The sequence below is a fragment of the Ancylobacter tetraedralis genome (genome assembly GCF_014195655.1).
In the GTDB taxonomy this organism is placed as follows: domain Bacteria; phylum Pseudomonadota; class Alphaproteobacteria; order Rhizobiales; family Xanthobacteraceae; genus Ancylobacter; species Ancylobacter tetraedralis.
Genome location: NZ_JACICD010000009.1, coordinates 32,903 through 59,644 on the forward strand (window position 1 = coordinate 32,903; position 26,742 = coordinate 59,644).

The following is a 26,742-nucleotide window of genomic DNA, read 5'->3' on the forward strand; positions in this document are numbered from 1 at the left end:
GTTTTTCAGACCATGACCACGCAGCACGATCCCCAGGGCGAGGCGCTGACCGAGCGGCAGCAGGCCGTTCTCGACGCCGTGCTGGCGCTGATGGTCGAGCAGGGCGGCGAGCTGACGATGACGGCGGTGGCGCGCCGGGCGAGCTGCTCCAAGGAAACGCTCTACAAATGGTTCGGCGACCGCGACGGGCTGCTGACCGCCACGGTGCGCTGGCAGGCCTCGAAGGTGCGTGCCGGCAACTATGACCGCCAGCGGCTGGACGTTTCGGCGCTGCGCGACAGCCTGATCCGCTTCGCCGCCAACTGGCTCTCCGTCATTTCCAGCCCGACCTCTATCGCGCTGAACCGCCTGGCCATCGCGCAGGGCGGCAAGGGCGGCAAGGGCGCCGGCAATCTCGGCGCCATCGTGCTGGCCAACGGGCGGTTCGCCATCGGCGAGCGCCTGCGGCCAGTGTTTGAGGCCGGCCGGGAGGCGGGGCTCATCGCCTTTGCCGACACCGAGACCGCCTTTCGCAGCTTTATCGGCCTGGTCGGCCGGGATGTGCAGATCCGCCTCCTGCTTGGCGACCGGCTCGACCTCGCCGGGCCTGAGATCGAGCGCGACGCGGCGCGCGCCACCGACCAGTTCCTCGCTCTCTACGGCACGGGAAACCACGCTCCCGGCCGCCCCACGATCAACGCGTGACATAAGGAGACACCCATGCGCGTTTATTACGATCGCGACGCCGACCTCAACCTCATCAAGGGTAAGAAGGTCGCCATCATCGGTTATGGTTCCCAGGGCCGCGCGCATGCGCTCAACCTCAAGGATTCCGGCGCCACGGAACTCGCCATCGGCCTGAAGCCCGGCTCGGCCACTGCCAAGAAGGTCGAGGCCGACGGCCTCAAGGTGCTCACCGTCGCCGAGGCTGCCAAGTGGGCGGACCTGATGATGATGGCCACCCCGGACGAGCTGCAGGCCGACATCTATCGCGACGAGATCGCCCCCAATATCCGCGACGGCGCGGCGATCGCCTTCGCCCACGGCCTCAACGTGCATTTCGGCCTGATCGAGCCGAAGTCGACCGTCGACGTGCTGATGATCGCGCCGAAGGGCCCCGGCCACACCGTGCGCGGCGAATATGAGAAGGGCGGCGGCGTGCCGTGCCTCGTGGCCGTGCACCAGGACGCCTCGGGCAACGCGCTCGACCTCGGCCTGTCCTACGCCTCGGGCGTCGGCGGCGGCCGCTCGGGCATCATCGAGACCACCTTCAAGGAAGAGTGCGAGACCGACCTGTTCGGCGAGCAGGTCGTGCTCTGCGGCGGCCTCGTGGAGCTGATCCGCGCCGGCTTCGAGACGCTGGTGGAAGCCGGCTATGCCCCGGAAATGGCCTATTTCGAGTGCCTGCACGAAGTGAAGCTGATCGTCGACCTCATCTATGAGGGCGGCATCGCCAACATGAACTACTCGATCTCCAACACCGCCGAGTGGGGCGAATACGTCTCCGGCCCGCGCATCATCACCGCCGAGACCAAGGCCGAGATGAAGCGCGTGCTCACCGACATCCAGACCGGCAAGTTCACCTCGGAATGGATGCAGGAATACCGCGCCGGCGCCGCCCGCTTCAAGGGCATCCGCCGCATCAATGACAGCCACCAGATCGAGGAAGTCGGCGCCAAGCTGCGCGGCATGATGCCGTGGATCGGCAAGAACAAGCTGGTCGACAAGGCGAAGAACTGAGGTTTGGCTGCCGTATCCGTCTCACGCAGGCCCGTGCCGGGACATTGTCCCGTCACGGGCCTCATCTCGTCCCCGCTATAATGAAATCATGGTGGTCGGCGATAAGGGACGTGCATGGGCGAGACCGACGACTTCGAGTGGGATGACGACAAGGACGCGGCGAACCGGGCGAAGCACGGTTTGCCGTTGCCGCTTTCGGCATTGCTGTTCGACGGCAGGCCGCGGCTCGACCGGCCCTCGCGCGGAGAGCGCGGGGAGCCTCGATTCGAGACCATCGCAGCCTATGGCCCGGACGTGTTATTGTGCGCGTGGACATGGCGAGGTCGGCGGCGGCGCGCCATATCCTTCCGATACGCGAATGAGGTGGAGCGCCATGCCTACCAAGAAGCAGTTGGAGGAGGCTGACCGGTTGGCCAAGATGGTCGACTGGGAAAAGTTTCGCGCCATGTCAGACGAGGAAATCCGTGCGCACTGGGCGTGGGACAAGGACATGACCTGGCCCACCGCGGAAGAGCTGGCCGAGTTCGACTTGGTCCTTCCCGCCAAAGCGCGGCGCGAGATGGCGGCGCAGGCTGAGAAGGCCAGCGACGACACCGCCCGTGACATGCCGCCGAAGGAAGCGGCGGAATAGGCCGCGCGCCACCCACCCGTTCCAACGCAAAAGGGCGACCCGAGGGTCGCCCTTTCCGTATCCGTCGCCGGGGTCGCGCTCAGACCGCCGCGGTGAGGCCTGGCTCCTTGGCCTTCACCTGCGCGTGGTAAACCACATAGACATAGACCGGGATGCCGAGTTCGCCGAGATGGCGCTCGACCAGCGGCTTCACATCGGCCCAGTCCAGCCCGCCGACGCCGGTGGCGAGGCGGGGCAGGGCGAGGCTGGTGAGGCCCTCGGCCTTGGCGTGCCGGGCGAGGGCGCGCAGCGCGTGGCCGACATTCTCCACCGTGGCCCGGCCGGGGCGGCCGGTGGCATTTTCGGCGGGCTCCTGCGTCAAGAGGCTGACGATGCGCACCGCATGGCCTTCCACGCTCACGCCGCCCCACGCCCAGATGGTGCCGGGCTTGGGGTGTTCGAGGTGGGCATAATGGCGGAAGTCCTTGGCCAGCGAGGGGAAGCGCTCGCGCAGCGCCAGCGCGAGGCCGGTGTCGAAATGATCGCCCGGCGCCACGCCATGGGCGATGGCCTCGGCGCCGGTCAGCAGAATGTCGCCCTCGACCTCGTAGATCTTCGCCATCTGTCGTTCCTCCTGAATGAGCCGTTCCTCGCGTCCTGTTTCGGCCACGCGAGGCGTCCGGTCATTGAGGAATCGCAACCTAGCTTACCAGCCCAGCGCCTTCACCGCCGCCGCGCCGGGCGCCAGCAGCAGCAGGGCCCAGGCCATGGCCGAGGCAATGTTGACCATCTGGAAGAGGAAATGCGGCATCGCGAACATGCCGGCAATGAGCGGCACGAAGGCCCGCAAGGGGCCGAAAAAGCGGCCGAGAAACACGCTCGACGAGCCGAAGCGATGGAAGAAGCGCTCGCCCCGCGCCATCGCCGCGGGGTGGTTGCGCAGCGGCCAGGCGGCGCGCACGCGGTCCTTGAAGGCGTGGCCGATCCAGTAGGAAATGGCGTCGCCCAGGGACGCCCCCACCACCGCGCCCGCCCAGACCGGCAGGAAGGGAATGCCGCCGGCCTCGATGATCGGCCCGAGCCCGATCAGCACGATCGTGGCGGGGAACAGCAGCGACAGCACGGCGAAGGATTCGCCGAAGGCGAGCGCGAAGGCGATATAGGGTGCCCAGTGGGCATGCGCCTCGACGAAGGCGAGCGCCTCGCGCGCATAGGCTTCCAGTTCGATCACCGGCCCGCTCTCACAGCCGGTCGCGCAGCGCGTAATAGCTGAGCCCCGCCACCAGCAGCGGCCAGCGCATCAGTGGCCCGCCGGGGAAGGGCGGCACCGGCAGCCCGGCCAGCAGATCGAACGTGCCGAGCTGCCCGGCGATGGCCTCGCCCAGCAGCTTGCCGAAATAGGGCGCCAGCACCACGCCGTGGCCGGAATAGCCGGCGGCGGTGAGCACGCGCGGGGAGAGCCGCCGCACGAAGGGCATGCGGCTCATGGTGATGCCGAGAATGCCGCCCCAGCCATAATCGATGCGCACATCGGCCAGCTGGGGGAAGACCTTCAGCATGTAGGGCCGCACGAAGGCGCCGGGATTGGGGCGCAGCTGGCGCATATAGCTCTCGCCGCCGCCGAACAGCAGCCGCCCATCGGCCGACAGGCGGTAATAATTCACCACGAAACGGCTGTCCGACACCGCCGCGTCATTGGCGATGATGTCCCGGGCGCGGGCGCCCAGCGGCTCGGTTGCGGCGATATAATTGGCGATCGGCATGACATAGGCGTCGAGCCGCCGGTCGAGCCCGTCCTGCAGCCCGTCGCCGCATTCCAGCACCCAGTCGGCCTCGACCGCGCCGGAGGCCGTGACGACCCGCACCTTGGCGCCTTCCTCGATGGCAAGCGCGCGCGAATGCTCGAAGAGGCGTGCCCCGGCCCGGCAGGCGGCGCCGGCGAGGCCGAGCGCGAGGTTGAGCGGGTGCAGGTGGCCCCCGCCATGGTCGATCATGCCGCCGCAATACGCGTCCGTCCCCACCAGCGCGCGCAATTCCTCGCGCGAGAGCGGGGCGGCCTGATCGTAGCCATAGACCTCGTTCAGCTTGCGCGCATAGGCGTGGCTGTGCGCGGCATAGGCCGGCTTGTGATCGGCGATGATCAGGCCGGGGCGCAGGTCGCAATCGATGCCATGGCGGGCGATGAGATCATGCAACAGCGCCTTGGCGTCTTCCGCCAGCCGCCAGAGTTTCCTGGCGTCGTCGAGCCCGACCTGCGCCTCCAGCCAGTCCTGGTCACGGCGCTGGCCGGAATGGATCTGCCCGCCATTGCGGCCCGAGGCGCCGGTGCCGACGCCGGAGGCTTCCAGCAGCGCCACGTCGAAGCCGGCCTCGGCCAGATGCAGCGCGGCCGACAGCCCGGTATAACCGCCGCCGATGATGCACACATCGGCCCGCGCCGTGCCGTTGAGCTGGGGAAAGGGCGGAAGCCTGTGCGCCGTGGCGGCGTACCAGCTGTTGGGGTGGTCGGTGTCGAACGCCATCGTGGGGGTACTCTATGCCAATCTTCAGCGCCGCGCGAAGAGGCGTTCGATATCCGCCAGCGCCAGGGTGACGAAGGTCGGCCGGCCGTGATTGCACTGCGCGGCGTTGGGGGTCTCTTCCATCTCGCGCAGCAGGGCGTTCATCTCCTCCACCCTCAGCCGCCGGCCGGCGCGCACCGAGCCATGGCATGCCAGGGTGGCGGCGATGTGCAGGAGGCGCCGCTCCAGCGGCAGGGCGTCGTCCCATTCCGCCGCGTGCTCGGCGAGTTCGCGCACCAGGGTGGCGATATCCGCCTCGCCGAGCAGCGCGGGCACCTCGCGCACCAGCACGGCGCCGGGGCCGAACGGTTCCAGCACGAGGCCGAGCTTTTCCAGCGCCGCGCCGCGCTCGCCGAGCCGCGCGGCGTCCGAGGGATCGAGCTCGACCACCAGCGGCACCAGCAGCAGCTGGCGGGCAAGCCCGTCACGCTCCATCGCCGCCTTCAGCCGCTCGTAGACGATGCGCTCATGGGCGGCGTGCTGGTCCACCACCACCACGCCGTCGCGGGTCTGGGCGATGATGTAGGTCTCGTGCAGCTGGGCGCGGGCGGCGCCGAGCGGGCGTTCCATCACATCCGGGGCGGCCGGCGTGGCGGCGGCGCGGGCATCCGCGGCGGGTGCTAAACCCAGGCCGCCGAAATCGAATCGCGCCGGCGCCTCGCGCAGGCCGGGCGTTTCATGGCCGCCGTGGTCCGGCTCCGCGGCCGTACCGCTGGCCTCGGCCCCGCCCGGCGCTGCCCAGGAGCGCGTCCAGTCGTGATTGCCGGGATAGGGCGCGGGGCGGAAGCTCGAAGGGATATCGGCGCGGGCGAACTGGGCGAGCCGGCCGGCCGCCGTCGAGGCGGTGCGCGGCACGCCGGCGGTGAGGGCATCGGTCAGCGTGCGCACGATCAGCGCGCGGATCAGGCCGGGGTCGCGGAAGCGCACCTCGGTCTTGGCCGGATGCACGTTCACATCCACCTCGCGCGGGTCGAGATCGAGGAACAGCGCCGTCACCGGGTGGCGGTCGGACGGCAGCAGGTCGGCATAGGCCGCGCGGATGGCGCCGATCAGCACCTTGTCGCGTACCGGACGGCCATTGACGAAAAGGTATTGAGACAGGGAATTGGCCTTGGAATAGGTCGGCAGGCCGGCAAGGCCGGTGAGCCGCGCGCCCTCGCGCCGGCCATCGATGTCGAGCGCGTTGGCGCCGACCTCCTGGCCCAGCACGTCGGCGATGCGCGCGCGCCGCCCCGCCGCATCCTCGCCGCGCGCGGCCCAGGTGAGCGGGGCGCGCTCGTCGGCGACCAGGGTGAAGCCGACCTCGGGCCGGGCCAGCGCGAGACGCTTGACGGCATCGACCGCCGCCGCCGTCTCGGCGCGCTCGGACTTGAGGAATTTCAGCCGCGCCGGAGTGGCGAAGAACAGGTCGCGCACCTCGACCCGCGTGCCGGTGCCGAGCGCGGCGGGGCGGACCGGCGATTTCACCCCGCCCTCGACGCGGATCTCGTGCGCGCTGTCGATGCCCCGCGGCCGGCTGGTAATGGCAAGCCGCGCCACCGAGCCGATGGAGGGCAGCGCCTCGCCACGAAAACCGAGCGTCGCGATGGACAGGAGGTCCTCGCTGTCGAGCTTGGAGGTGGCATGGCGCTCGACCGCCAGCGCGAGTTCGTCCGCGCTCATGCCGCAGCCATCGTCGGTCACCCGCAGCAGGCGCCGCCCGCCGCCGTCGATGATGATCTCGATCCGCGTGGCGCCGGCGTCGAGCGCGTTCTCGACAATCTCCTTCAGCGCCGCGGCCGGACGCTCCACGACCTCGCCGGCGGCGATGCGGTCGACGAGGGTTGTGGGCAGGAGGCGCAGCGGCATGAGGTGTCGAGGGTCCCGAATCGGAGGGCGATGAGCCTACACCCTCCCGCCCGCGCGCGCGCCCCGCGCGGGGCGCCTCGGCTGTGGGTCACGAGCCCTTGAAGCCGAGCCAGGGCTCGGCGCGCTCGAAGCTCTGGTCCATCGCCCAGGAGGGGAGCAGGGGGATGGAGAAATGGCCGTAATACGGCGAAAGCTGCCATTCGGCGGCGGCTTCGCTCTTCCGGGCGATGGCGGCGACATAGAGCGCGGAGGCGAGGCCGGTCCGGTCGGAGCCGCCCTTGCAGTGCACGAGGATCGGCTTGGGCGCGTCGCGCATCACCGCGACAAGTTCCTCAACCTGCTGCTCGGTGAGTTCCTGTTCGGCGGAGAGCTTGAAGTCGATATGGTTGAGACCCAGCCGCTCGCTCTCCCGGACTTCGTCGACATACCAGCTGCGGGTCGAGGGACCGCGCAGGTTGATCACCGTGCGAATGCCATAGCGGGCCTTCGCATCGGCCAGCTGGTCGGCGCTGATCTGGGCCGAGCGGTAGAGTTCACCCGCCACCACCGTGTGGAAATTGCCGATCAACTGCTCGATGCCGAGAAAGGCGCCGCCCGCCACCGCCAGGACGACAAGAATCCAGAGCGCCGGCCGCATCGCCCGCCGCAGCCGGCCGGGGCGGCGCGGTTCGGCGCTGCCGGGCCGGGCCGGCGTGGCGCCGATGGTTTCGGTCTCGTTCATGGGAAGGGCTCGCAGGCGGTTCAGGCTGGAGAAGGACAGCGTATTCTCCGCCATCCTTCGGCAGCAATCATGTCGGAATTCAGCCCGCGGCGGCCAGTCTCTCGGCCTTCTGCCGCTCCATTTCCTGCCGCTTGGTCATGATGGAGGCGATGATCACCACCACGGTGACGATGGCGATGAGGAGGGTGCAGGCGGCGTTGATTTCCGGCGTCACGCCGAGGCGCACCTGGCTGTAGATGCGCATGGGCAGCGTGGTCGCGCCGGGGCCGGTGGTGAAGCTGGCAATGACGAGGTCGTCGAGCGAGAGGGTGAAGGCCAGCATCCAGCCCGAGACCACGGCCGGCAGGATGATGGGCAGCGTCACCACCAGGAAAGTCTTCAGCGGCGGGCAGCCGAGGTCGAGCGCGGCTTCCTCCAGGCTGCGGTCGAAGGTGACGAGGCGCGACTGCACCACGACGCAGACGAAGCACATGGTGAAGGTGATGTGCGCCAGCGTGATGGTCCAGAAGCCGCGATCGATGTTCACCGCCACGAATAGCAGCAGCAACGACAGGCCCGTGATCACCTCCGGCATGACCAGCGGCGCGTAGATCATGCCGGAGAACAGCATGCGCCCATTGAACCGCCCATAGCGGGTAAGCGTGATCGCCGCCATGGTGCCGAGCACGGTGGCGACGGAGGCGGTGATGAAGGCGACGCGAAGCGTCACCCAGGCGGCATCGAGCAGCTGCTCGTTCTGGAAGAGCTGCCAGTACCAGTGCGTGGAGAAGCCCGCCCACACCGTGACGAGGCGCGAGGCATTGAAGGAATAGACCACCAGCAGGATGATCGGAATGTAGAGGAAGGCAAATCCCAACGCGATCGAGGTGACGTTGAACCAGGAAAGGCCCTTGCGCATCTACCTTCCCTCCAATTGGCGCTGCTGGACGTTCTGGTAGAAGACGATGGGCACCACCAGCACCAGCAGCAGCAGCACGGCGACCGCCGAGGAGACGGTCCAGGAGCGGTTCACCGAGAATTCGGTCCACAGCACCTTGCCGATCATCAGCGTGTCGGAGCCGCCCAGCAGGTCCGGGATGACGAATTCGCCCACCGCCGGGATGAAGCACAGGAGGCAGCCGGCGAACACGCCCGGCAGCGAGAGCGGCCAGGTGATCTTCCAGAAGGCGGCGAGCGGCGGGCAGCCGAGATCGGCCGCGGCCTCCAGCAGCGTCTCGTCCATCTTTTCCAGCGCTGAATAGAGCGGCAGGATCATGAAGGGCAGATAGGAATAGACGATACCGATATAGACCGCCGTATCGGTGGCGAGGATCTGCAGCGGCGCGTCGGGCGAGATGATGCCGAGCGCGATCAGCAGCTGGTTCAGCAGCCCCTCGGGCGAGAGAATGCCCATCCAAGCATAGACGCGGATCAGGAACGAGGTCCAGAACGGCAGGATCACCAGCATCAGCAGGGTCGGGCGGATCGATTTCGGCGCCCGCGCCATGGCGTAGGCGATGGGGTAGCCCACCAGCAGCAGGAGCACGGTCGAGATGCCGGCGATCCACAGGCTGGAGCCGTAGGCCTCGATGAACTCGTTGTCCCAGCTCAGAACATAGCCGTAATTGTCGATCGAGAGCTCGCCGAGGCTCTCCCGGAACGCCGCCCAGCCCGCCGCCAGATCGAAGACCGGCGTGTAGGGCGGCTGGGCGATCGCATCCTGCGACAGGCTGATCTTGAAGACGATCAGGAACGGGATGAGGAACAGCGCCAGCAGCCACAGATAAGGAATGGCGACGACCAGCCATCGCCCTCTCGCCTTGCCCGTCATGACCTTGCCCCTCAGCTCGTCAGCACGACGCCGGCATCCGGCGAGAAGGAGACATAGACCTTGTCGTCCCAGCTGATCGGCCGCTCCACCATGCGGGTCAGGTTCGGCTTGGCCGCCTTGACCCGCGAGCCGCCGGGCAGCTCGACATGGTAGATGGACAGGTCGCCGAGATAGCCGATGTCCCAGATCTCGCCGGAGAGGCAGTTGACGCTCGCATCCGCCGGCGGGTCGAGTTCCACCCGCAGCTTCTCCGGGCGGAGCGCGATGGCCACGCTGTCGCCCACCTTGGCCGGGCAATCCTGCGCGATGCGGAAGAGCATGTCCGGCGCCGCCACCGGCCGGACGGTGACGAGGCCCGGCTCGACCGAGACGACCGTGGCATCGAGAATGTTCACGTCGCCGACGAAATCGGCGACGTAGCGGGAATTGGGGTGTTCGTAGATCACGGCCGGCTGGTCGACCTGCACCAGCTTGCCGTGGTTCATCACCGCGATACGATCGGCCACGGTCATCGCTTCCTCCTGATCGTGGGTCACGATCAGGAAGGTCATGCCGAGCTCCATCTGGATGTCCATGAGCTCGAACTGGGTTTCCTCGCGCAGCTTCTTGTCGAGCGCGCCGAGCGGCTCGTCGAGCAGCAGCACCTTCGGCCGCTTGGCGAGCGAGCGGGCGAGCGCCACGCGCTGGCGCTGGCCGCCGGAGAGCTGGTGCGGCTTGCGCTTGGCGAACTGCCCCAGCTTCACCAGCTTGAGCATTTCCTCGACGCGGGCGGCGACGGCGCCCTTTTCCATGCCGTCCTGCCGCAGGCCGAAGGCGATGTTGTCCCATACGCTCATGTGCGGGAACAGCGCGTAGGACTGGAACATCATGTTCACCGGCCGGCGGTAGGGCGGGGTGCCCACGAGGTCCTCGCCGGCGAGGGTGATGCGGCCTTCGTTCGGCTCCTCGAAGCCCGCGAGCATGCGCATCAAGGTGGTCTTGCCGCAGCCCGAGGGGCCGAGCAGCGCGAAGAATTCACGCTCATAGATGTCGAGGGAGAGATTTTCGATGGCGATGAAATCGCCGAAGCGCTTGGTCACGTTCTGAAAGCGGATGAGCGGCACGGCGCTCGGATCCTTCCAGGGGGCAAATTTACGGCGGATGCCGCCGATCGTCTTCTGCGTCTTTTCGGCGACGCCTGCGCTCATGTGTCGGCCCCGTTGTCCCCGCCGGATGCTCGGCTGTTGACGCGAACGCTATCCGGCTTCGGGCGGGCACTCAACGGCACAGTGCGAACAATTTTACCATGCCCGGAAATGGGCAGCTGGCTTCGCCTTGACGGCTGTCGTGAGAGCATGGTTGCCTCCAGACGGCGCACCATGCGCCTCAGGATACGGAAATCATGGCCAAGAAGAAGCGGACCGAGAAGGACGCCGTCAGCTCCACCCGCGGCGTCGCCTCCCTCGAGGAAGCGAAAGCGTGGATGGCCGCGCGCGGCATCACCGAGATTGAATGCGCGGTGCCGGACCTCGCCGGGGTTGGGCGCGGCAAGATCATGCCGGTGTCGAAGTTCCTCTCCGGCCCGACGATGAACCTGCCCCTTTCGGTGTTCTTCCAGACCATCTCGGGCGACTACCCGCCCTATGACAATCTCGTCGATTCGGTCGTGGTCGATTCGGATCTGGTGATGGAGCCGGATTTCTCCACGCTGGCCATCGTGCCCTGGGCGCAGGATCCCACCGCCCAGATCATCCACGACGCCTATCACCGCGACGGGCGCCCGGTGGAACTGGCCCCGCGCCAGGTGCTGAAGAACGTCGTCGACCTCTATGCCAAGAAGGGCTGGAAGGCGGTCGTCGCTCCCGAGATCGAATTCTATCTCGTGGAGCCCAATGTCGATGCCGACTATCCGCTCAAGCCGCCGATCGGGCGCTCCGGCCGGCCGGAAATCGGCCGTCAGTCCTACTCGATCCAGGCGGTGAACGAGTTCGACGCGCTGTTCGAGGATATGTACGATTATTCCGAAGCGCAGGGGCTGGAGATCGACACGCTGATCCACGAGGACGGCGCGGCGCAGATGGAGATCAACCTGCTGCACGGCGACCCGATCGTGCTGGCCGATCAGGTGTTCCTGTTCAAGCGCACCATCCGCGAGGCGGCGCTTGCCCACAAGATCTACGCCACCTTCATGGCCAAGCCGATCGCCGACGAGCCCGGCTCGGCCATGCATATCCACCAGTCCATCGTCGATTCCGAGACGGGCAAGAACATCTTTTCCGATGCGGAGGGCGACCCGACGCCGGAATTCTTCTCCTTCATCGCCGGCCAGCAGCGCTACCTGCCGGCGGTCATGTCGATCCTCGCGCCTTACGTGAATTCCTATCGCCGGCTCACCCGCGATTCGATGGCGCCGATCAACGTGCAGTGGGGCTACGACAACCGCACCGCCGGCCTGCGCGTGCCGCCCTCGTCACCTGCGGCGCGGCGGGTGGAGAACCGGGTGCCGTCCTCGGACGCCAACCCCTATCTCGTCATCGCGGCCTCGCTGGCCTGCGGCTATCTCGGGCTGGTCGAGGGGCTGCGCCCGACCGAGCCGCTGGAATCCGATGCCAAGGGCCTCGATTTCGAGCTGCCGCGCGGCCTGCTGGAAGCGGTGGCGGCGATGCAGCATTCGGACGAGATTTCCACCGTGCTCGGGCCCTCCTTCGTGAAGACCTACACGGCGGTGAAGCAGACCGAGTTCGACACCTTCATGCGCGTCATCTCGCCATGGGAGCGGGAATATCTGCTGCTGAACGTGTGAGGGGTTCTGCTCCCTCTCCCCGTCGGGGAGGGAGCTGGGGTGAGGGGGCTTCGTGGCTCCGCACGCGTGCTCCCCTCACCGACCCGCCGCGCGGGCCACCTCTCCCCAATGGGGGGAGGAAACGGCGTTTCGCGCCGCCTCGTTCCTGCCGGCGCTCGGCTGTGAGCCGGGATGACAGCCTGCAAGGAAGGCGATGCTCTCGCCTATGCCTCGGCTTTCTCCTCCGCCAGGATTTCCCGCACGCGCGGGATCACCCGGGTGCCGTACAGCTCGATGGCGCGCATCGCCTGCGCATGGCCGAGCGTGCCGGCGCTGTATTTCAGGTCGAAATGATCGAGGTCGAGCGCCCGGACGGTGCGGGCGATCTTCCGCGCCACCGTCTCGGGCGAGCCGAGATAGAGCGAGCCGACCGTGACCTCGCGCTCGAATTCCTCGCGCCCGATGGGCGGCCATCCGCGCTCGCGGCCGATGCGGTCGCGATTGGCCTTGAAGGCGGGGAAGAACTCCTCGCGGGCCGCCTCGTCGGTGTCGGCGATATAGCCGGGCGAGTGCACGCCCAGTGGCTGCACCGGGGTGCCCAGCTGCGTGAAGGCCTTGCGGTACAGCTCGGCATAGGGCTTGAAGCGACTGGCGCCGCCGCCGATGATGGCGAGCATCATCGGCAGGCCGTAGGTCGCCGCGCGCACCACCGATTCGGGCGAGCCGCCCACCCCGATCCACGTCTTCATCGTGCCGCTTTCCGGCAGCGGGTAGACGTGCTGGTTCACCAGCGGCGGGCGCAGGTTGCCGGTCCAGTTCACCCCCTCCGCGCTCGCGTTCTCCCGCAGGAGATGCGTGAAAAGGTCGAGCTTCTCGGTGAACAGCGTCTCGTAATCGTCGAGGTTGAAGCCGAATAGCGGGAAGGATTCCGTGAAGGAGCCGCGGCCGAGAATGATCTCGGCGCGCCCGTTCGAGATGGCGTCGACGGTGGCGAAGCGCTGATAGACCCGGATCGGGTCATCGGAGGAGAGCACCGTTACCGCCGAGCCGAGCCGGACCCGCTGCGTGCGGGCGGCGATGGCGGCCAGCACCACTTCGGGCGCCGAGATCGCGTAATCGTCGCGGTGATGCTCGCCCACGGCGAAGAAGTCGACGCCGACCTCGTCGGCGAGCACGCCCTGCTCCACCACGTTGCGCAGCGCCTGCGCCTGGGTGAGCGGACGGCCCTCGCCATCGGCCATCACGTCGCCGAAAGTGTCGAGCCCGAAATCGAGATGCTTTGCCATGACGCGGATGTCCCGGTTTTCCTGAAGGGCGAACCGGCCTTGCGCCGGCCGTCTCCATATGGACCGGCGCGTCGCGGGATGCATCGCCCGGTCTGCAAGGTCGATCTTTCGCGCGTGCAAGCGACCGGCATCGCGCGGGAGGGCATGGCCTTGTGGCGAAGGCAGCAGAGTCGCGCGCGAACAATTCGGGAGCGCGAGAGCGCGAGACCGTGCGCGCCAAGAAAAAAGCCCGCCGGACAGAGCCAGCGGGCTTCAGTTGAGCGGCACGAGGGGGTCGATACCGCTGGTAATTCGAACGGCGCGGCGCATGATCAGCCGCACGAAATGAGGTCGTCCTTCGGCGCCGGCGCGCTCACGAGGCGCAGATTGGCGCGGGACACCTGACGCCGGCTGGCCCGGCGTTCCACCGAGCGCACCACCAGCGTGGCGGTCGGGTCCTGCCAGAGCGGGCCGGACGAGGCGTCGCGCAGGTCGGCGCGGGTCAGCCCGATATCCTTGAGCATGTGATCGTCGAACTCGCCGAGCTGGACGAGATAGCGGCGGTGGCCGATCGCCTTGACGAGGCGCACGGCGCCCAGGACGCCATTCACCAGCCAGCCGCCAGCCGTGGCGCCGACGGTCGAAAATGCACTTCTGCGGGCTTCGCCAAAATACGACATTGATCCCTCCATCTGTCGGCCGCGCGGCGGCGATGTCCCTCTTCTGAGCGGGGCCGGCACCGCCGACCACCCGTTCTCGACATCACCCGTTCGCGACGGGATCCTTATGCGGGGACCCGACCAATCACACTAGCGAATGTTTCTGATCTGAATTATCATCATCAGTGATGTCATCCGCCCGGGAGGCCGTCCATGACCGTTCTGCTCGATATTGATCAATTAAGAACATTCATAACGATTGCCGAAACGGGCAGTTTCACAAAAGCGTCCGAAGTGGTGCACAAGACCCAGTCGGCCGTGTCGATGCAGATGAAGCGACTGGAGGAGCGGGTCGGCAAGCCGATCTTCGCGCGCGACGGGCGCGCCTCGCGCCTCACCGACGAGGGCGAGCGGCTGCTGGATTATGCGCGCCGCATCGTCAAGCTGAACATGGAGGCGATGGCGAGCCTGGCCTCCGCCGAACTGTCCGGCCGCGTGCGGCTCGGCGTGCCGGATGATTACGCCGACCGCTATCTCCCGGAAATCATGGCGCGCTTTTCCGCCACCCATCCCAATGTCGAACTCACCGTGGTGTGCGACCCTTCCACGGATCTGATCGACCGCATCGATACCGGCGATCTCGACCTCGCCATCGTCACCGATTGCGAGACGATGCACCGCGAGCCGGAAATCATCCGCCGCGAGCAGCTTCTCTGGGTCGGCTCGATGCGCCATTCGCTGCACCTGGAAGACGTCGTGCCGCTGGCGCTCGGCCGGCAGAGCTGCAACTGGCGGCAGGAGGCGATCGCCATGCTGCAGGCGCTCGGCCGTCCCTTCCGCATCCTCTACACCTCATCGAACAGCACGGCGGTCTCGGCGGCGGTGCTGGCGGGCCTCGCCATTTCGGTGTTACCCGAATCGGGCCTGCGTCCCGGCATGCGGGTTCTCGGCTCCTCCGAGGGCTTCCCCACGCTGCCGCCCTGCCGCATCGGCCTGCTGCGCAACCGGCACGAAGCCTCCCCGCTGGCCGACGCCCTCGCCATCCATATCGTGCAGGGGCTGGACAATATTTCCGAGACGTCGATGGCGGCAGAGTAGGCCGCCCGGCGCATGCCTCAATAGGCGTCTTCGTCGAAGACCGGCTCCACCGAGCCGGCCCACGCGCCGTGGAAGCGCTCCAGCAGCGCCTCCGCCGGGGTGTGGCCAGCCGCGAGGCTCTCTTCTACCGGCTTGAGGAAGCGCGTCTCGTCGCGGCCCTGGCTGTCGCGCTGGTCGCGGCGCGCGAGGCCGGCGCGGGCGATGGCGACCACCTCGCGGGCCAGCTCAAGCATCGGGCGGCCGGCGATCTCGGCCTTGAAGCCGAGGCGGGGCACGTCGTCGCGCAGTTTCTGGCGCTCGTCAGAGGTCCAGCCCTTGGCCAGGTCCCAGGCAGCATCGAGGCTGGTCGTGTCGTAATACAGCCCGGTCCACAGCGCGGGCAGGGCGCACAGGTTGCCCCAGGGCCCGCCATCGGCGCCGCGCATTTCGAGATAACGCTTCAGCCGCACCTCGGGGAAGATGGTGGAGAGGTGGTTGGCCCAGTCCGAGACGGTCGCGGTCTCGCCCGGCACCGCCGGATGCCGGCCCGCCAGCAGGTCGCGGAAGGAGGAGCCGGCGACGTCGATATAGGTGTCGCCGCGCTTGATGAAATACATCGGCACGTCGAGCGCGTAGTCGACATAGCGCTCGAAGCCCATGCCCTCCTCGAAGGCGAAGGGCAGCATGCCGGCGCGGTTATTGTCGGTGTCGCGCCAGATTTCCGAGCGGTAGGAGAGGAAGCCGTTCGGCTTGCCCTCGGTGAAGGGCGAGTTGGCGAACAGGGCGGTGGCCACCGGCTGCAGGGCGAGGCCGACGCGCAGCTTCTTCACCATGTCGGGCTCGGAAGCGAAATCGAGATTCACCTGCACGGTGCAGGTCCGGTACATCATGTCGAGGCCGCGCGTGCCGACCTTCGGCATGTAGTTGGTCATGATCTTGTAGCGGCCCTTGGGCATGACCGGCGTCTCGGCGAGCGTCCATTTCGGGCTCATGCCGAGCCCGAGGAAGCCGAAGCCGAGCGGGGTGGCGACGTCGCGCACCTGGGTGAGGTGGGAATTCACCTCGGCGCAGGTCTCGTGAATGGTCATGAGCGGCGCGCCGGACAGTTCGAACTGGCCGCCCGGCTCCAGCGAGATCGCCCCGCCCCCGATATTGTCGGCGAGGCCGATAATGGTGGAGCCCTCGAGGATCGGCTCCCAGCCATTCAACGCCTGCATGCCCTCCAGCAGCGCGCGGATACCGTTCGCTCCCTCATAGGGAACGGGATGGTGCCCCTCCAGCGTGAAGGGGAACTTCTCGTGCTCCGTCCCGATACGGAATTTCGAGGGCGCCTTGCAGCCGGCTTCGAACCAGGCGACGAGTTCGTCGCGGCTCTGGATGTGCTGCGTGTCGATCTGGTCTCGCGCCATGGAAGACTCCGGCGGGCTGCTGGGGCGCGCGACCATACACAGGCGGCGCGGCGACGCAAATCGCCGTAATCACCGATCCGTTACGCGAAATAGCAGGGATGGGCGGAGCAGGCCGCTCGCGCGCCTATTGCGCCGAGGTATGGGCGAGCCAACTCGTCACCGCCCGCAGCGCCTCGCCGCGATTGCCGGTGCGGTGCTCCGCCTCCTGATAGATGGCGATCTGCACATCCGCGCTGGTGCCCCCGCCCAGAATGGTGCGCACATGCTCCAGCTCCTGCCGGCTGCCGAGCGCCTGCGCATCCTCCGCCACGCGGTCGATCAGTGTCTCCACCGCCAGCGCCACGGGAATGGCCTGCTTCGAATCGCGGTCGACGAAGCTGCCATGGATGCCGTAGCGCTGGGCGCGCCACTTGTTTTCCACCGCGATGGCGCGGTCGACGGCGTCGATGCCGGCATTCACCTTCGGATTGCGCACGAGGTGGCGCGCCACGGCCCGGTAGAGCGCGGCGATGGCTGCCGAATCCTCCACGCGCGTGCAGCTGTCGGGCGCGCGCAGTTCCAGCGTCGGGTGCTTCTGCGAGGGGCGGATGGTCCACCAGACATAGCTCGAATCGCGAATCGCCCGCGCCGCTACCAGCGCGTCGATATAGTCCTGATAGTCCCTGGCGCTCTCGAACAGCTCGGGCAGGCCGGTGCGCGGCAACTCGTCATAGGCGGCGAGGCGGTAGCCCATCAGCCCGGTGCGCTTGGATTCCCAGAAGGGCGAGGACGTGGACAGCGCCACGAACACCGGCAGGAAGGGAAGGATGCGGCGCATCACGTCGATGCGGGTGTCGGGATCGGGCAGTTCGACATGCACGTGCAGGCCACAGAGCAGGTTGCGCTCGCCCAGCATCTGCAGGTCGTGCATCAGCCCGTCATAGCGCCGCGTCGGCGTCTTCTTGCCACCCTGCCAACTGGCCGTGGGGTGGGTGCCGGCGGCGAGGAAGGCAAGGTCGAAATCGGCAGCGACGCCGCCCAGTATGCGGCGCAGCCCCTGCAACTCGCCCCGTGCCTCGGCCGCGCTGTCATGGGGGCGGGTCATCACCTCGATCTGCGATTGCAGCATTTCGCCGGAGACCCGCTCACCAAGTGCCTCGCGCGCCTTCGCCATGAAAGCGGTGGGCATATGCCGGAGCGTGCCCTTGGTCTCGCCGTCGACGATGAAATATTCCTCCTCGATGCCGATGCGGTATTCTTCGATCATGGCGTCTTTCTCCGAAGGAATCGAAACACAGGCGAGCGCGTGCAGCTTAGCCGACGCAGAATCGGCCTGTCCGAGCCGGCTGGAGTGATGATGGCGGAGTGAGACCGGAGTATGACCCGTTGATCATTCGAAAATCGACGCATTGTTGTTGCGTTTGCTGTCATCGACGGACGACGTTACCTGATCACCAAGCGTCACAAGGCTCACCCGGCCCGCCGGGGGCGGTGGGGGGCGCCGATCAACGCGGCAGCCGGCGCAGGGTTCCCGAGGCGTTCAGTCCGCAGGCGGCGCGGCGCCCTGACGGGCGGCCTCGACCAGGGCGAGCGCGGCGACGGCGGCGGTGTCGGCGCGCAGGATACGCGGGCCGAGCGAGAGCACGATCGTGCCCGCGCGGCCCTGCAATTGGCGGCGCTCGCCTTCCGCGAACCCACCTTCCGGGCCGATCAGCACGGCGAGCGGGCCGGGCAGCGCCGCGCGCAGGGGGGCGAGCGGATCAGCCAGCGGGGCCGCCTCGTCGCAGAAGAGCAGCGTGCGCCCGGCCTCCAGTCCGGCGAGCCAGCGGGTGAAGGGCAGGGGCTCCAGCACGTCGGGAATCGACAGGATCCCGCACTGCTCGGCGGCCTCCACCGCGTTGGCGCGCATGCGCTCGGTGTTCACGCGCGTGGCCTGGGTATGCTGCGTCATCACCGGCTGCAGCCGGCCGGCGCCCATCTCCACCGCCTTCTGCACCATGTAGTCGAGGCGCGCATGCTTGAGCGGGGCGAAGACATAGTCGAGATCGGGCCGGGGGGCCTGCGCGCGCAGGCGCGCCTCGCAGCGCAGCAGCACCTCGCGCCGCCCGCCCGCTTCGCGCCGGGCGCGCCATTCGCCCTCGCGCCCGTTGAACAGATGCAGATGACCGCCGACCTCGAGGCGAATCACATCGGAGACGTAATGCGCGCGGTCGCGGTCGAGCGGCACAAGCGCGCCTTCGCCGAGATCATCCTCGACGAACAGGCGCTGGGCGCGGAAATCATAGGGGTGGTCGGTCGAATCTTCGTGAGGTCGGGCCATGATGGCGAACATTCTGACGCAAATTAACCGGTCAACGCCAGCCGCCGTGATATTGCCCCATCTGTGGGGCCTTTGTATCACGCTTGGTAAACGACGCTGCACGGGCGGGTAAGCTGCATGAGACGGTCGATTTCCGATGAGCGCGCCGCGCTCTCGCTGCCTGGAATGCCTGCTGTTGCGGGAGCGCGTACCCGCGCGGGTACGTTCGCGCTGGCCTTCGGTGTTCTGCTGGCCGGCGGGCTTCTCGCCTCTCCGGCCGGTGCGCAGTGGATCGGCACGCCCGGCGGCACCGGCGAGGCGGCCGCGACCGCCCCCACTATCGCCCCCACGGCCGCGCCCGCTCCGACGAGTGTCGCCGTGCCCGCGGCCACCCCGGCCCCGGCCGTAGCGCCATCGGAGCCGTCCATGTCGGGCGGCATGCCGGGCGCGGTTCCCGACGGTTTCGCCGGCGGCTTCGCGCCCGCGCCGGGCGGCATGGCGCCGGCCCCGCAGGCCGGCCCGAACTCGGCCGATGTCGCCGACTGCCAGAGCAACGTGACCAAGCTGCGCGACGATCTGGAATCGCGCAACGACACGCTGCGCAAGGCGGCGGACAAGAAGGTTCCCCCGTCGGAGCTGTGCCCGCTGTTCCGCAACTTCGTCACGGCGCAGCAGAAATTCTACAATTATCTCAACACGAACAAGACCAAGTGCGGCGTGCCCGGCGAGGTGCTGACCGGCCTGAAGAAGAATTCCGGCCAGGTTGCCGGCATTCGCGACAAGGTCTGCAAGGCCGCGCAGCTGGAGAAGAGCGGCGGCGGCGGTCCTCCGCCGCAGGGCGCCCTGTCCTCGGGGCTTGGCCTGTCCAGCGGCCTGCCGCCGACCGGCACGGCCAAGGGCGGCGTGTTCGACACGCTCGCCGGCGACGCGCTGCGCTGATCCGCCCAGCATGACAGGCCCCGCCTCGCCCGGACCGGCCTCGGGGCCGCTGGCCGGCCTCGTGCCGGAGGATGCCACCAGCGACTGGGTCGGGCGCTGGGCCCCCGCCTTCCTGCGCCCCTACCTGCGGCTGGCGCGTGCCGATCGGCCGATCGGCAGCTGGCTGCTGCTCATTCCCTGCTGGTGGTCCACCGCGATGGCCCTGCGCATTGGCATGAGCGAGGGCGCGGCCCTGCCGGGTTATGCGCTCGCGCTGCTGGCTTTGTTCGCGCTTGGCTCCGTCGCCATGCGCGGCGCGGGTTGCACCTGGAACGACATTCTCGACCGCGACATCGACGGCAAGGTGGAGCGCACGCGCGGGCGCCCGCTGCCCTCCGGGCAGGTGGGGCTGGTCGGGGCCTTCCTGTTCCTCGGCATTCAGGCGCTGGTCGGCCTCGCCGTGCTGCTGTGCCTGCCGCCCTTCGCCATCGGGGTGGCGCTGTCCTCGCTCGGCGTGGTGGCGATCTATCCGCTGATGAAGCGGATCATCTGGATTCCCCAGCTGGTGCTGGGCCTTGCCTTCTCCTGGGGCGCGCTGATGGGATTTGCCGCCCTGCTGGAGCGCCTTCCCGCGAGCGCCTTCCTGCTTTATGCCGGCTCGATCCTGTGGGTGGTGGGCTATGACACGATCTACGCGCATCAGGACCGCGAGGATGATGCGCTGGTAGGGGTGAAGTCCTCCGCCCGGCTGTTCGAGCGCAACACCCATCCGTGGCTGGCGGGGTTCTATGCCGGGGCGGTGGGGCTGTTCGCGCTCGCGCTGTGGAGCGCGGGGTCGGGGCTGTTCGCGTGGGGCGGCCTCGCCCTGTTCGCGCTGCAACTGGGCTGGCAGGTGCGCCGGCTGGATATTGACGACCGCGCGCTGTGCCTGCGGCTGTTCCGCTCGAACCGCGATGCCGGCCTCCTGCTGTTCGCGGGGATGATGCTCGACCTCATGCCGCTGTGACGGGCCGATCGCGGTTGCCGTCACGGCCCGCGCGGTGGTAAGGAGCCGCCTTTCCAGTGCGCGCCTCCGGGAGAGCCTTCAGCCATGAGCATCCGCCTGCATCGCGGCGACCTCGTCGATCTCTCCCGTTACAGCGCCGAGCGCACGCCCTTCGTCGCCATCGATACCGAGACGCTGGGGCTCAACCCGCATCGCGACCGGCTGTGCGTGGTGCAGCTTTCGCCCGGCGACGGCACGGCCGATGTGGTGCAGATCCCGGCCGGGGCCGGTCCGGGCAGCGCGCCGAACCTTTCGAAGCTGCTGACCGATCCGGCCATCGTGAAGCTGTTCCACTTCGCCCGCTTCGACGTCGCGGTGCTCGGCAAGGCATTTGGCCTCACCGTCGGTCCGATCTGGTGCACCAAGATCGCCTCGCGCCTCGTGCGCACCTATACGGATCGCCACGGGCTCAAGGAACTGGTGCGCGAACTGCTCGGTATCGACCTCTCCAAGCAGCAGCAGAGTTCGGACTGGGCTGCCGAGGACCTGAGCGATGCCCAGCTGATCTATGCCGCGTCGGACGTGCTGCATCTGCACGCGCTCCAGGTCCGGCTCGCGGCGATGCTGGCGCGCGAGAATCGCACCCAGCTGGCGCAGGCCTGCTTCGATTTTCTGCCGACCCGCGCCGCGCTCGATCTCGCCGGCTGGCCGGAACAGGATATTTTCTCGCATTCGTGATGCGCGGCGATCCGGTTCCAGTCCGCGTGCCGGGTCCCGCCCGGACGGGGACCCACAGTCGCCGTAATCTTTCGCTTAAACGAGCCTGCAAGCGTCGCCCGGCCGCCAGCCGGATGGCAGCGTGCTTGCATGCGGCCCGTTAAGCCGCCATCTTGCAATTGTGCCGGAGGGAGCCGGGCTACCGGGGATGTGTCGTCGCGCATGAATCGCCATGTGGAACCTCCAGTCCGCGCGAAAGCGGCTGCGGAGCCTGACGCCATGCATGCGTCCGGGCTCACGCGCCGCGAGCGTGATGACTTCGCCCGCGCCCGGCGCCACAGCCGCCGCGTACGCTTCTTCCGCCGCGCACTCCCGGCGGGCGTCCTGCTCGTCGTGGGCGGTGTGCTGGCGGTGCAATACCTCAACCCGTTCAGCCTGTCGGTCGACCTGCCGTTCGAGCTTGGGCGCGTCTCGTTCTCGGGTACCCAGGTGGTGATGGAGTCCCCCAAGCTGCAGGGGTTTACCCAGGATAATCGCGGCTACAAGGTGACGGCGGAAACCGCCGCGCAGGACCTCACCCAGCCGAACAAGATCGACCTCAAGAAGATCAACGCCAATCTGGAACTGACCGATCAGGGCTGGGCACGGCTCATCGCCCAGACCGGCAGCTACGACACCAAGGTCGAGCAGATCACGCTCGGCAACGGCGTGCATTTCTCCACCTCCTCCGGCTATGGCGGGGAATTGCAGGACGCCACCGTCGACATCAAAGGCGGGCGGCTGTCGACCGAGAATCCGGTCGTGCTGACCTATCTCGACGGCAAGCTCACGGCCGACCGCATGGAGGTCTGGCAGAAGGACGCGCGCGCGCTGCTGACCGGCCGGGTACAGCTCGATTTCAAGCTGCCGGCGGACGCGAAGGACGGTGCCGCGGCGTTGCCGGGAGGCGATCCGGCGCTTCGCCGCTCGATGGTCGACGGTTCGCCGTGATGCAAAGCGGGTGCCCGCGACAAAGCTTGGACGCGAAGCATTGAATGCGCGCCCGCTCACGGCTAGACATGGTGTCATGATCGCGCTCCCCCGCCTTGCCGCCGCCGCCATATTCCTGTCCGTCTGTGCCCCGCATGCCGGGTTTGCACAAACGCGCAGCGTGCCGAATGCACTGCAGGGCTTTGCGTCCAACCGCGACCAGCCGATCCGCATCGATGCGGACAGCCTGGAAGTGCTCGACCAGGACAAAAAGGCCATCTTCTCCGGCAATGTCGTGGTGACGCAGGGCGACACCACCATGCGCTCGAAGGAATTGGTGGTTTTCTACGACGGCAAGACTGCAGCGGACGGCAAGGCTGGCGAGGCCAAGACGGGCGAGGCCAAGACGGGCGATGCCAAGACGGGTGAGGCCAAGGCTGGCGAGGCCAAGGCTGGTCAGGCGAAGACGGCCGCCGCTGGCACGGAGGCCCCGGCCGGGGTCGGTGCTGGCAGCCCGATCAATTCCTCCGCCATACGGCGCCTCGAAATCAACGGCTCGGTGGTTGTCACCACCAAGGAGCAGACGGCGACCGGCGACCAGGGTGTGTTCGAGACGGCGGCGAACACCATCACCCTCACCGGCAACCCGGTGGTGCTGACCCAGGGTCCGAACGTCATTCGCGGCAGGAAGCTGACCGTCGATCTCACCAGCGGCACCTCGCGCTTCGAGGGTGGCCGCATCGAAAGCCTGATCGTGCCCAACAGCATGAAGGGGGATCTGCCCGGCGCCAAGCCCGCTGCCGGCGCCCCGGCGGCTGCGCCCAAGCCGGCTACGAAGCCGAACCCCTGAGCGCGCCGCCGCCGGTGTCGGCGGGGTATCGTCGGGCGCGAGCCCTTTGAGATGCATCAGCATTCATGCGGAGCGGGCCATTCGGCCCGCTTTTTGCATATGCGGGTTTGCCAGAGCGCGCGGGAGCGTTTACACCTTTGCCGTGGTGTCTCCACCACGGAGGGTGCGCGTGGGTGTTTTCTCGGGTTTGAGCGGGCGCGGCGGCCAGGCTTCGCAAGGCCAGCCGTCCTACCAGGGTGACGAGACGGGCGCGCGGCGCGAGGCGGCGTCGCCATCGCGAGGCCTCGATGATCCGTATGCCGGGGGCGGCGCTTCGTCGCAGGATACCTATTGGGACGACGTCGAGTCGGGCGAGGGTGTGCTGAGCGCCATCGGCCTCGCCAAGTCCTATGGCGGGCGCAAGGTGGTGCGCGACGCCAACCTGCATGTGCGGCGGGGCGAGGCGGTTGGCCTGCTCGGGCCGAACGGCGCCGGCAAGACCACCATCTTCTACATGATCACCGGGCTGGTGAAGGCCGATGCCGGCCGGATCGAGCTGGAGGGCCATGACGTCACCGGCCTGCCGATGTACCGTCGCGCGCGCCTCGGCGTCGGCTATCTTCCGCAGGAAGCCTCGATCTTTCGTGGCCTCTCGGTGGAAAACAATATTCGCGCCGTGCTGGAGGCGGTGGAGCCGAGCCGCAAGAAGCGCGAGCGCGAGCTGGATGCGCTGCTGGAGGAGTTCCGCGTCACCCATGTGCGCAAGTCGCCCGCCATCGCGCTGTCGGGTGGTGAGCGGCGGCGCGTGGAAATCGCCCGGGCGCTCGCCTCGCGGCCGACCTTCATGCTGCTGGACGAGCCTTTCGCCGGCATCGACCCCATCGCGGTGGGCGATATCCAGGCGCTGGTGCGCCATCTTACCGAGCGCGGCATCGGCGTTCTCATCACCGACCACAATGTGCGCGAGACGCTCGGGCTGATCGACCGGGCCTACATCATCCATTCCGGGACGGTGCTCATGGAAGGCTCGCCCGACGAGATCGTCGCGAGTTCGGAAGTGCGCCGGCTTTATCTTGGCGAGGAGTTCCGCCTCTAGATGGACGCGCCCTCGCTGCCGCCCGTCACTGCCTGTGCCGATGCCGCCTCCGGAGGTCGCGCGCCATGTCGTTGAGTCCGCGTCTCGAATTCCGCCAGACGCAATCGCTTGTCATGACGCCGCAGCTGATGCAGGCGATCAAGCTGCTGCAGCTCTCCAATCTCGACCTCGTCGCCTATGTCGAGGCCGAGCTGGAGCGCAATCCCCTGCTCGAACGTCAGGCCGAGCCCGAGGGCACGCGCGTCGAGGTGGAGGCCGTGGTCGGGCCGGGCGACGTGGTGCAGCGCAGCGAGGATCACGAGCTCGATCCGCGCGCCCACACGCCGGACGCCGCCGAGGCGCCCACCGCCGACTGGCTGGAAGACCGGCTGGACATGAGCCGCAGCGCCATCGAGGACCGGCTCGATACCGGGCTCGAGAATGTCTTTCCCGATGATACCGGCCGCGAGACCCCGCGGCTGCAGCCGGCCGGCGAGGGCGCCGGCTCTTCCGACTGGTCCAGCGTCGGTGGGGGTGGGCGCGAGGATGACGACTACAATCTCGAATCCTTCCTCTCGGCCGCCACGACGCTCGCCGATCATCTCGAGGGCCAGCTCACGCTCGCGGTGAGCGATCCGGTGGAGCGGCTGATTGGCACCCACCTGATCGACCTGATCGACGAGGCCGGCTATCTCACGGCGGACCTTTCCGCTGTCGCCGAGCGTCTCGGCGCGCCGCTGGCGACGGTGCAGAAGGTGCTGGAGGTGGTGCAGACCTTTGATCCGCCGGGCATCGGCGCACGCTCGCTCGCCGAGTGCCTGGCCATCCAGCTGAAAGAGCGCAACCGCTACGACCCCGCCATGGCGGCGCTGCTCGCCCATCTCGAACTGCTGGCGCGGCGTGAATTCGCCACGCTGCGGCGGGTCTGCGCGGTGGACGACGAGGATCTCGTCGAAATGGTCGGCGAGATCCGCCGGCTGAACCCCAAGCCGGGCCTGGCCTTCGGCTCGGGCATGATCCAGCCGATCGTGCCCGATGTGTTTGTGCGCGGGGCGCCGGAAAACTGGCTGGTCGAGCTCAATTCCGAGACGCTGCCGCGCGTGCTGGTGAACCAGGCCTATTATGCCCGCGTGCAGAAGACCACGCGCGGCGACAAGGAGAAGGCCTTCCTCTCCGACTGCATGCAGACGGCGACCTGGCTGACCCGCTCGCTGGACCAGCGCGCCCGCACCATCCTGAAGGTGGCGACCGAGATCGTGCGGCAGCAGGAGGGGTTCCTCTCGCTCGGCGTGCAGCATCTGCGGCCGCTGAACCTGCGCATGGTGGCCGACGCGATCGGCATGCACGAATCTACGGTCTCGCGCGTGACGTCCAACAAATACATGGCGACGCCGCGCGGAATCTTCGAGATGAAGTATTTCTTCTCGTCCTCCATTTCCTCGTCGGATGGCGGCGAGGCGCATTCGGCGGAATCGGTCCGCTTCCGCATCAAGCAGATGATCGATGCGGAGTCGGCCGATGATGTGCTCTCCGACGACACGCTGGTGCAGCGGCTGCGCGAGGCCGGCATCGACATTGCGCGGCGCACCGTGGCGAAATATCGCGAGGCGATGCGCATCCCGTCCTCCGTGCAGCGCCGCCGCGAGAAGCAGGCCGCCGCCGCCGCGGGCTGAGCGGGTTCTTCCGCCCGGCATGAGCGACACCCGGCAGCCGTGCGGCGGTATGATGGCAGGGTCGGCGCCAGAATATGGCGGGGGTGTGATGGCACCTGTCCACGGCCCTCGTTGACACTTCCTCTCGCGGCTCCTACCTCTTTAAGGCACCGGCCGGGCAAGTAGGGGGTTCGGGCAGGTCGCGGACGCGAACGGGCGCCGCGGGCATGCCCCAGCAGAGGGACTAGTTACGATGCCGCTGCGGGTTTCTGGGAAAAATCTCGACGTAGGCGAGGCACTGAGGCAGCGGGTTGCCGACCGCGTTGCCGGCGCCATGGGCAAGTATTTCGACGGTGGCTGGTCCGGCCACGTCACGGTGGCCCGCGAGGGCTCCGGCTACCGTTCGGACTGCGCGCTGCATCTCGATAGCGGTACGATCCTGCAGGCGCATGCCGATGCGCAGGATCCCTATGCCAGCGCCGATGCGGCGGTGGAGCGGATCGAGACGCGCCTGCGCCGTTACCGCGACCGCTTCAAGCGCCGCGCACCGAGCGGCGACAGCAATGTGATCGATGCCGGCGCCTTTGCCCCCGAGCAGGCCGCGCTGACGGTGCTCTCCGCCCCGGACGACGAGGAGGAGGCGGTCGAGGGCTGGAGCCCTACCGTGGTCGCCGAATCGACCACCAGCCTGCGCCGCCTGTCGGTGAGCGATGCGGTTCTGGAGCTTGATTTCAGCGGCGCCGCGGTGCTGGTGTTTCGCCATGCCAGCCATGGGCGCATCAATGTGGTGTATCGACGGGCGGACGGGCATGTCGGCTGGGTCGACGCGCCGGCCCTTGCCGCGGCTGAAGACGTCCATTGACCCTCTATCTGCGTGAA

At 67.9% G+C, this 26,742-nt stretch carries 27 protein-coding genes; 14 read left to right on the plus strand and 13 right to left on the minus strand.

Annotation, left to right across the window (positions count from 1 at the left end):
- Positions 1–12 precede the first annotated feature (12 nt).
- From FHS55_RS19235 to FHS55_RS19250, 4 genes are all read left to right on the plus strand, one after another.
- Positions 13–684 (plus strand): TetR/AcrR family transcriptional regulator, encoded by a 672-nt coding sequence (locus FHS55_RS19235; protein ID WP_183191414.1) that lies wholly within the window; start codon positions 13–15, stop codon positions 682–684.
- A 15-nt stretch (positions 685–699) separates the two neighbouring features.
- Positions 700–1,719 (plus strand): ketol-acid reductoisomerase, encoded by a 1,020-nt coding sequence (gene ilvC, locus FHS55_RS19240; protein WP_183191415.1) that lies wholly within the window; start codon positions 700–702, stop codon positions 1,717–1,719.
- Positions 1,720–1,833: 114 nt separating this feature from the next.
- Positions 1,834–2,124: a BrnT family toxin gene (locus tag FHS55_RS19245; RefSeq protein ID WP_183191416.1), complete on the plus strand. Its 291-nt coding sequence runs from the start codon at positions 1,834–1,836 to the stop codon at positions 2,122–2,124.
- Positions 2,125–2,137: 13 nt separating this feature from the next.
- On the plus strand, positions 2,138–2,350 hold the full coding sequence (locus FHS55_RS19250; protein ID WP_246340304.1) for a hypothetical protein: 213 nt from the start codon (positions 2,138–2,140) through the stop codon (positions 2,348–2,350).
- Between the two features lie 79 nt (positions 2,351–2,429).
- Here FHS55_RS19250 and FHS55_RS19255 read toward each other — a convergent pair whose 3' ends face one another.
- The 8 genes from FHS55_RS19255 to FHS55_RS19290 form a co-directional block, all read right to left on the minus strand.
- Positions 2,430–2,951, minus strand: a complete 522-nt coding sequence (locus FHS55_RS19255; RefSeq protein WP_183191418.1) for a macro domain-containing protein — start codon at positions 2,949–2,951, stop codon at positions 2,430–2,432.
- An 84-nt stretch (positions 2,952–3,035) separates the two neighbouring features.
- Positions 3,036–3,560, minus strand: coding sequence for a VTT domain-containing protein (locus FHS55_RS19260; RefSeq protein ID WP_183191419.1), 525 nt, complete (start codon positions 3,558–3,560; stop codon positions 3,036–3,038).
- 10 nt (positions 3,561–3,570) lie between these two features.
- Entirely contained in the window at positions 3,571–4,851 is a 1,281-nt protein-coding gene (locus tag FHS55_RS19265) for an NAD(P)/FAD-dependent oxidoreductase (protein ID WP_183191420.1), read from the minus strand.
- 24 nt (positions 4,852–4,875) lie between these two features.
- Positions 4,876–6,738 (minus strand): DNA mismatch repair endonuclease MutL, encoded by a 1,863-nt coding sequence (gene mutL, locus FHS55_RS19270; protein ID WP_183191421.1) that lies wholly within the window; start codon positions 6,736–6,738, stop codon positions 4,876–4,878.
- Positions 6,739–6,826: 88 nt separating this feature from the next.
- Positions 6,827–7,459, minus strand: coding sequence for a dual specificity protein phosphatase family protein (locus tag FHS55_RS19275; RefSeq protein ID WP_343056284.1), 633 nt, complete (start codon positions 7,457–7,459; stop codon positions 6,827–6,829).
- Positions 7,460–7,538: 79 nt separating this feature from the next.
- Complete coding sequence (locus FHS55_RS19280; RefSeq protein ID WP_183191422.1) at positions 7,539–8,357, minus strand: ABC transporter permease; 819 nt, start codon at positions 8,355–8,357, stop codon at positions 7,539–7,541.
- A complete protein-coding gene (locus FHS55_RS19285) occupies positions 8,358–9,269 on the minus strand; it encodes an ABC transporter permease subunit (protein ID WP_183191423.1) in 912 nt (303 codons plus the stop codon).
- Between the two features lie 11 nt (positions 9,270–9,280).
- Positions 9,281–10,456 carry an ABC transporter ATP-binding protein gene (locus tag FHS55_RS19290; RefSeq protein WP_183191424.1) on the minus strand — a complete coding sequence of 392 codons (1,176 nt, stop codon included), beginning with the start codon at positions 10,454–10,456 and terminating at the stop codon, positions 9,281–9,283.
- A gap of 194 nt (positions 10,457–10,650) precedes the next feature.
- On the opposite strand from FHS55_RS19290, the gene FHS55_RS19295 reads away from it, so the two are divergent.
- Positions 10,651–12,051 carry a glutamine synthetase family protein gene (locus FHS55_RS19295; protein ID WP_183191425.1) on the plus strand — a complete coding sequence of 467 codons (1,401 nt, stop codon included), beginning with the start codon at positions 10,651–10,653 and terminating at the stop codon, positions 12,049–12,051.
- 203 nt (positions 12,052–12,254) lie between these two features.
- On the opposite strand, the gene FHS55_RS19300 is transcribed toward FHS55_RS19295, so the two are convergent.
- Both FHS55_RS19300 and FHS55_RS19305 read right to left on the minus strand, forming a co-directional pair.
- On the minus strand, positions 12,255–13,316 hold the full coding sequence (locus tag FHS55_RS19300) for an LLM class flavin-dependent oxidoreductase (protein ID WP_183191426.1): 1,062 nt from the start codon (positions 13,314–13,316) through the stop codon (positions 12,255–12,257).
- 311 nt (positions 13,317–13,627) lie between these two features.
- Positions 13,628–13,975, minus strand: coding sequence for a DUF1127 domain-containing protein (locus tag FHS55_RS19305; protein WP_183191427.1), 348 nt, complete (start codon positions 13,973–13,975; stop codon positions 13,628–13,630).
- A 192-nt stretch (positions 13,976–14,167) separates the two neighbouring features.
- Here FHS55_RS19305 and FHS55_RS19310 point away from each other — a divergent pair, with 192 nt between their 5' ends.
- A complete protein-coding gene (locus tag FHS55_RS19310) occupies positions 14,168–15,052 on the plus strand; it encodes a LysR substrate-binding domain-containing protein (RefSeq protein ID WP_183191428.1) in 885 nt (294 codons plus the stop codon).
- Positions 15,053–15,069: 17 nt separating this feature from the next.
- On the opposite strand, the gene FHS55_RS19315 is transcribed toward FHS55_RS19310, so the two are convergent.
- From FHS55_RS19315 to FHS55_RS19325, 3 genes are all read right to left on the minus strand, one after another.
- Positions 15,070–16,440 carry a glutamate--cysteine ligase gene (locus FHS55_RS19315; protein WP_183191429.1) on the minus strand — a complete coding sequence of 457 codons (1,371 nt, stop codon included), beginning with the start codon at positions 16,438–16,440 and terminating at the stop codon, positions 15,070–15,072.
- Between the two features lie 124 nt (positions 16,441–16,564).
- A complete protein-coding gene (locus FHS55_RS19320) occupies positions 16,565–17,686 on the minus strand; it encodes a carboxylate-amine ligase (protein WP_183191430.1) in 1,122 nt (373 codons plus the stop codon).
- A gap of 273 nt (positions 17,687–17,959) precedes the next feature.
- The gene (locus FHS55_RS19325) at positions 17,960–18,739 is read right to left on the minus strand and encodes a 16S rRNA (uracil(1498)-N(3))-methyltransferase (RefSeq protein WP_183191431.1); all 780 of its coding nucleotides are present in this window, start codon (positions 18,737–18,739) and stop codon (positions 17,960–17,962) included.
- Between the two features lie 117 nt (positions 18,740–18,856).
- Here FHS55_RS19325 and FHS55_RS19330 point away from each other — a divergent pair, with 117 nt between their 5' ends.
- The 8 genes from FHS55_RS19330 to hpf all read left to right on the plus strand — a co-directional run bounded on the left by FHS55_RS19330 (position 18,857) and on the right by hpf (position 26,725).
- Positions 18,857–19,657, plus strand: a complete 801-nt coding sequence (locus tag FHS55_RS19330; RefSeq protein WP_246340298.1) for a hypothetical protein — start codon at positions 18,857–18,859, stop codon at positions 19,655–19,657.
- Between the two features lie 10 nt (positions 19,658–19,667).
- Positions 19,668–20,642 carry a 4-hydroxybenzoate octaprenyltransferase gene (ubiA, locus tag FHS55_RS19335; RefSeq protein ID WP_183191432.1) on the plus strand — a complete coding sequence of 325 codons (975 nt, stop codon included), beginning with the start codon at positions 19,668–19,670 and terminating at the stop codon, positions 20,640–20,642.
- 84 nt (positions 20,643–20,726) lie between these two features.
- A complete protein-coding gene (locus FHS55_RS19340) occupies positions 20,727–21,359 on the plus strand; it encodes a ribonuclease D (RefSeq protein ID WP_183191433.1) in 633 nt (210 codons plus the stop codon).
- Between the two features lie 258 nt (positions 21,360–21,617).
- Entirely contained in the window at positions 21,618–22,328 is a 711-nt protein-coding gene (gene lptC, locus FHS55_RS19345; protein WP_183191434.1) for an LPS export ABC transporter periplasmic protein LptC, read from the plus strand.
- Between the two features lie 76 nt (positions 22,329–22,404).
- Positions 22,405–23,157, plus strand: a complete 753-nt coding sequence (locus tag FHS55_RS19350) for an LptA/OstA family protein (RefSeq protein WP_183191435.1) — start codon at positions 22,405–22,407, stop codon at positions 23,155–23,157.
- 169 nt (positions 23,158–23,326) lie between these two features.
- Positions 23,327–24,232, plus strand: a complete 906-nt coding sequence (gene lptB, locus FHS55_RS19355; RefSeq protein ID WP_343056285.1) for an LPS export ABC transporter ATP-binding protein — start codon at positions 23,327–23,329, stop codon at positions 24,230–24,232.
- A gap of 65 nt (positions 24,233–24,297) precedes the next feature.
- Positions 24,298–25,884 carry an RNA polymerase factor sigma-54 gene (rpoN, locus tag FHS55_RS19360; RefSeq protein WP_183191436.1) on the plus strand — a complete coding sequence of 529 codons (1,587 nt, stop codon included), beginning with the start codon at positions 24,298–24,300 and terminating at the stop codon, positions 25,882–25,884.
- Between the two features lie 232 nt (positions 25,885–26,116).
- Positions 26,117–26,725 carry a ribosome hibernation-promoting factor, HPF/YfiA family gene (gene hpf / locus FHS55_RS19365; protein ID WP_183191437.1) on the plus strand — a complete coding sequence of 203 codons (609 nt, stop codon included), beginning with the start codon at positions 26,117–26,119 and terminating at the stop codon, positions 26,723–26,725.
- Positions 26,726–26,742: the final 17 nt, after the last annotated feature.

What these genes read in the sequence shown, in the direction of transcription:
- FHS55_RS19235 (WP_183191414.1), top strand. Translation starts at nt 13, where the DNA reads ATGACCACGCAGCACGATCCCCAGGGCGAGGCGCTGACCGAGCGGCAG.
- ilvC (WP_183191415.1), top strand. Translation starts at nt 700, where the DNA reads ATGCGCGTTTATTACGATCGCGACGCCGACCTCAACCTCATCAAGGGT.
- FHS55_RS19245 (WP_183191416.1), top strand. Translation starts at nt 1,834, where the DNA reads ATGGGCGAGACCGACGACTTCGAGTGGGATGACGACAAGGACGCGGCG.
- FHS55_RS19250 (WP_246340304.1), top strand. Translation starts at nt 2,138, where the DNA reads ATGGTCGACTGGGAAAAGTTTCGCGCCATGTCAGACGAGGAAATCCGT.
- FHS55_RS19255 (WP_183191418.1), bottom strand. Translation starts at nt 2,951, where the DNA reads ATGGCGAAGATCTACGAGGTCGAGGGCGACATTCTGCTGACCGGCGCC.
- FHS55_RS19265 (WP_183191420.1), bottom strand. Translation starts at nt 4,851, where the DNA reads ATGGCGTTCGACACCGACCACCCCAACAGCTGGTACGCCGCCACGGCG.
- mutL (WP_183191421.1), bottom strand. Translation starts at nt 6,738, where the DNA reads ATGCCGCTGCGCCTCCTGCCCACAACCCTCGTCGACCGCATCGCCGCC.
- FHS55_RS19275 (WP_343056284.1), bottom strand. Translation starts at nt 7,459, where the DNA reads ATGAACGAGACCGAAACCATCGGCGCCACGCCGGCCCGGCCCGGCAGC.
- FHS55_RS19280 (WP_183191422.1), bottom strand. Translation starts at nt 8,357, where the DNA reads ATGCGCAAGGGCCTTTCCTGGTTCAACGTCACCTCGATCGCGTTGGGA.
- FHS55_RS19285 (WP_183191423.1), bottom strand. Translation starts at nt 9,269, where the DNA reads ATGACGGGCAAGGCGAGAGGGCGATGGCTGGTCGTCGCCATTCCTTAT.
- FHS55_RS19290 (WP_183191424.1), bottom strand. Translation starts at nt 10,456, where the DNA reads ATGAGCGCAGGCGTCGCCGAAAAGACGCAGAAGACGATCGGCGGCATC.
- FHS55_RS19295 (WP_183191425.1), top strand. Translation starts at nt 10,651, where the DNA reads ATGGCCAAGAAGAAGCGGACCGAGAAGGACGCCGTCAGCTCCACCCGC.
- FHS55_RS19300 (WP_183191426.1), bottom strand. Translation starts at nt 13,316, where the DNA reads ATGGCAAAGCATCTCGATTTCGGGCTCGACACTTTCGGCGACGTGATG.
- FHS55_RS19305 (WP_183191427.1), bottom strand. Translation starts at nt 13,975, where the DNA reads ATGTCGTATTTTGGCGAAGCCCGCAGAAGTGCATTTTCGACCGTCGGC.
- FHS55_RS19310 (WP_183191428.1), top strand. Translation starts at nt 14,168, where the DNA reads ATGACCGTTCTGCTCGATATTGATCAATTAAGAACATTCATAACGATT.
- FHS55_RS19315 (WP_183191429.1), bottom strand. Translation starts at nt 16,440, where the DNA reads ATGGCGCGAGACCAGATCGACACGCAGCACATCCAGAGCCGCGACGAA.
- FHS55_RS19320 (WP_183191430.1), bottom strand. Translation starts at nt 17,686, where the DNA reads ATGATCGAAGAATACCGCATCGGCATCGAGGAGGAATATTTCATCGTC.
- FHS55_RS19325 (WP_183191431.1), bottom strand. Translation starts at nt 18,739, where the DNA reads ATGGCCCGACCTCACGAAGATTCGACCGACCACCCCTATGATTTCCGC.
- FHS55_RS19330 (WP_246340298.1), top strand. Translation starts at nt 18,857, where the DNA reads ATGAGACGGTCGATTTCCGATGAGCGCGCCGCGCTCTCGCTGCCTGGA.
- ubiA (WP_183191432.1), top strand. Translation starts at nt 19,668, where the DNA reads ATGACAGGCCCCGCCTCGCCCGGACCGGCCTCGGGGCCGCTGGCCGGC.
- FHS55_RS19340 (WP_183191433.1), top strand. Translation starts at nt 20,727, where the DNA reads ATGAGCATCCGCCTGCATCGCGGCGACCTCGTCGATCTCTCCCGTTAC.
- lptC (WP_183191434.1), top strand. Translation starts at nt 21,618, where the DNA reads ATGCATGCGTCCGGGCTCACGCGCCGCGAGCGTGATGACTTCGCCCGC.
- FHS55_RS19350 (WP_183191435.1), top strand. Translation starts at nt 22,405, where the DNA reads ATGATCGCGCTCCCCCGCCTTGCCGCCGCCGCCATATTCCTGTCCGTC.
- rpoN (WP_183191436.1), top strand. Translation starts at nt 24,298, where the DNA reads ATGTCGTTGAGTCCGCGTCTCGAATTCCGCCAGACGCAATCGCTTGTC.
- hpf (WP_183191437.1), top strand. Translation starts at nt 26,117, where the DNA reads ATGCCGCTGCGGGTTTCTGGGAAAAATCTCGACGTAGGCGAGGCACTG.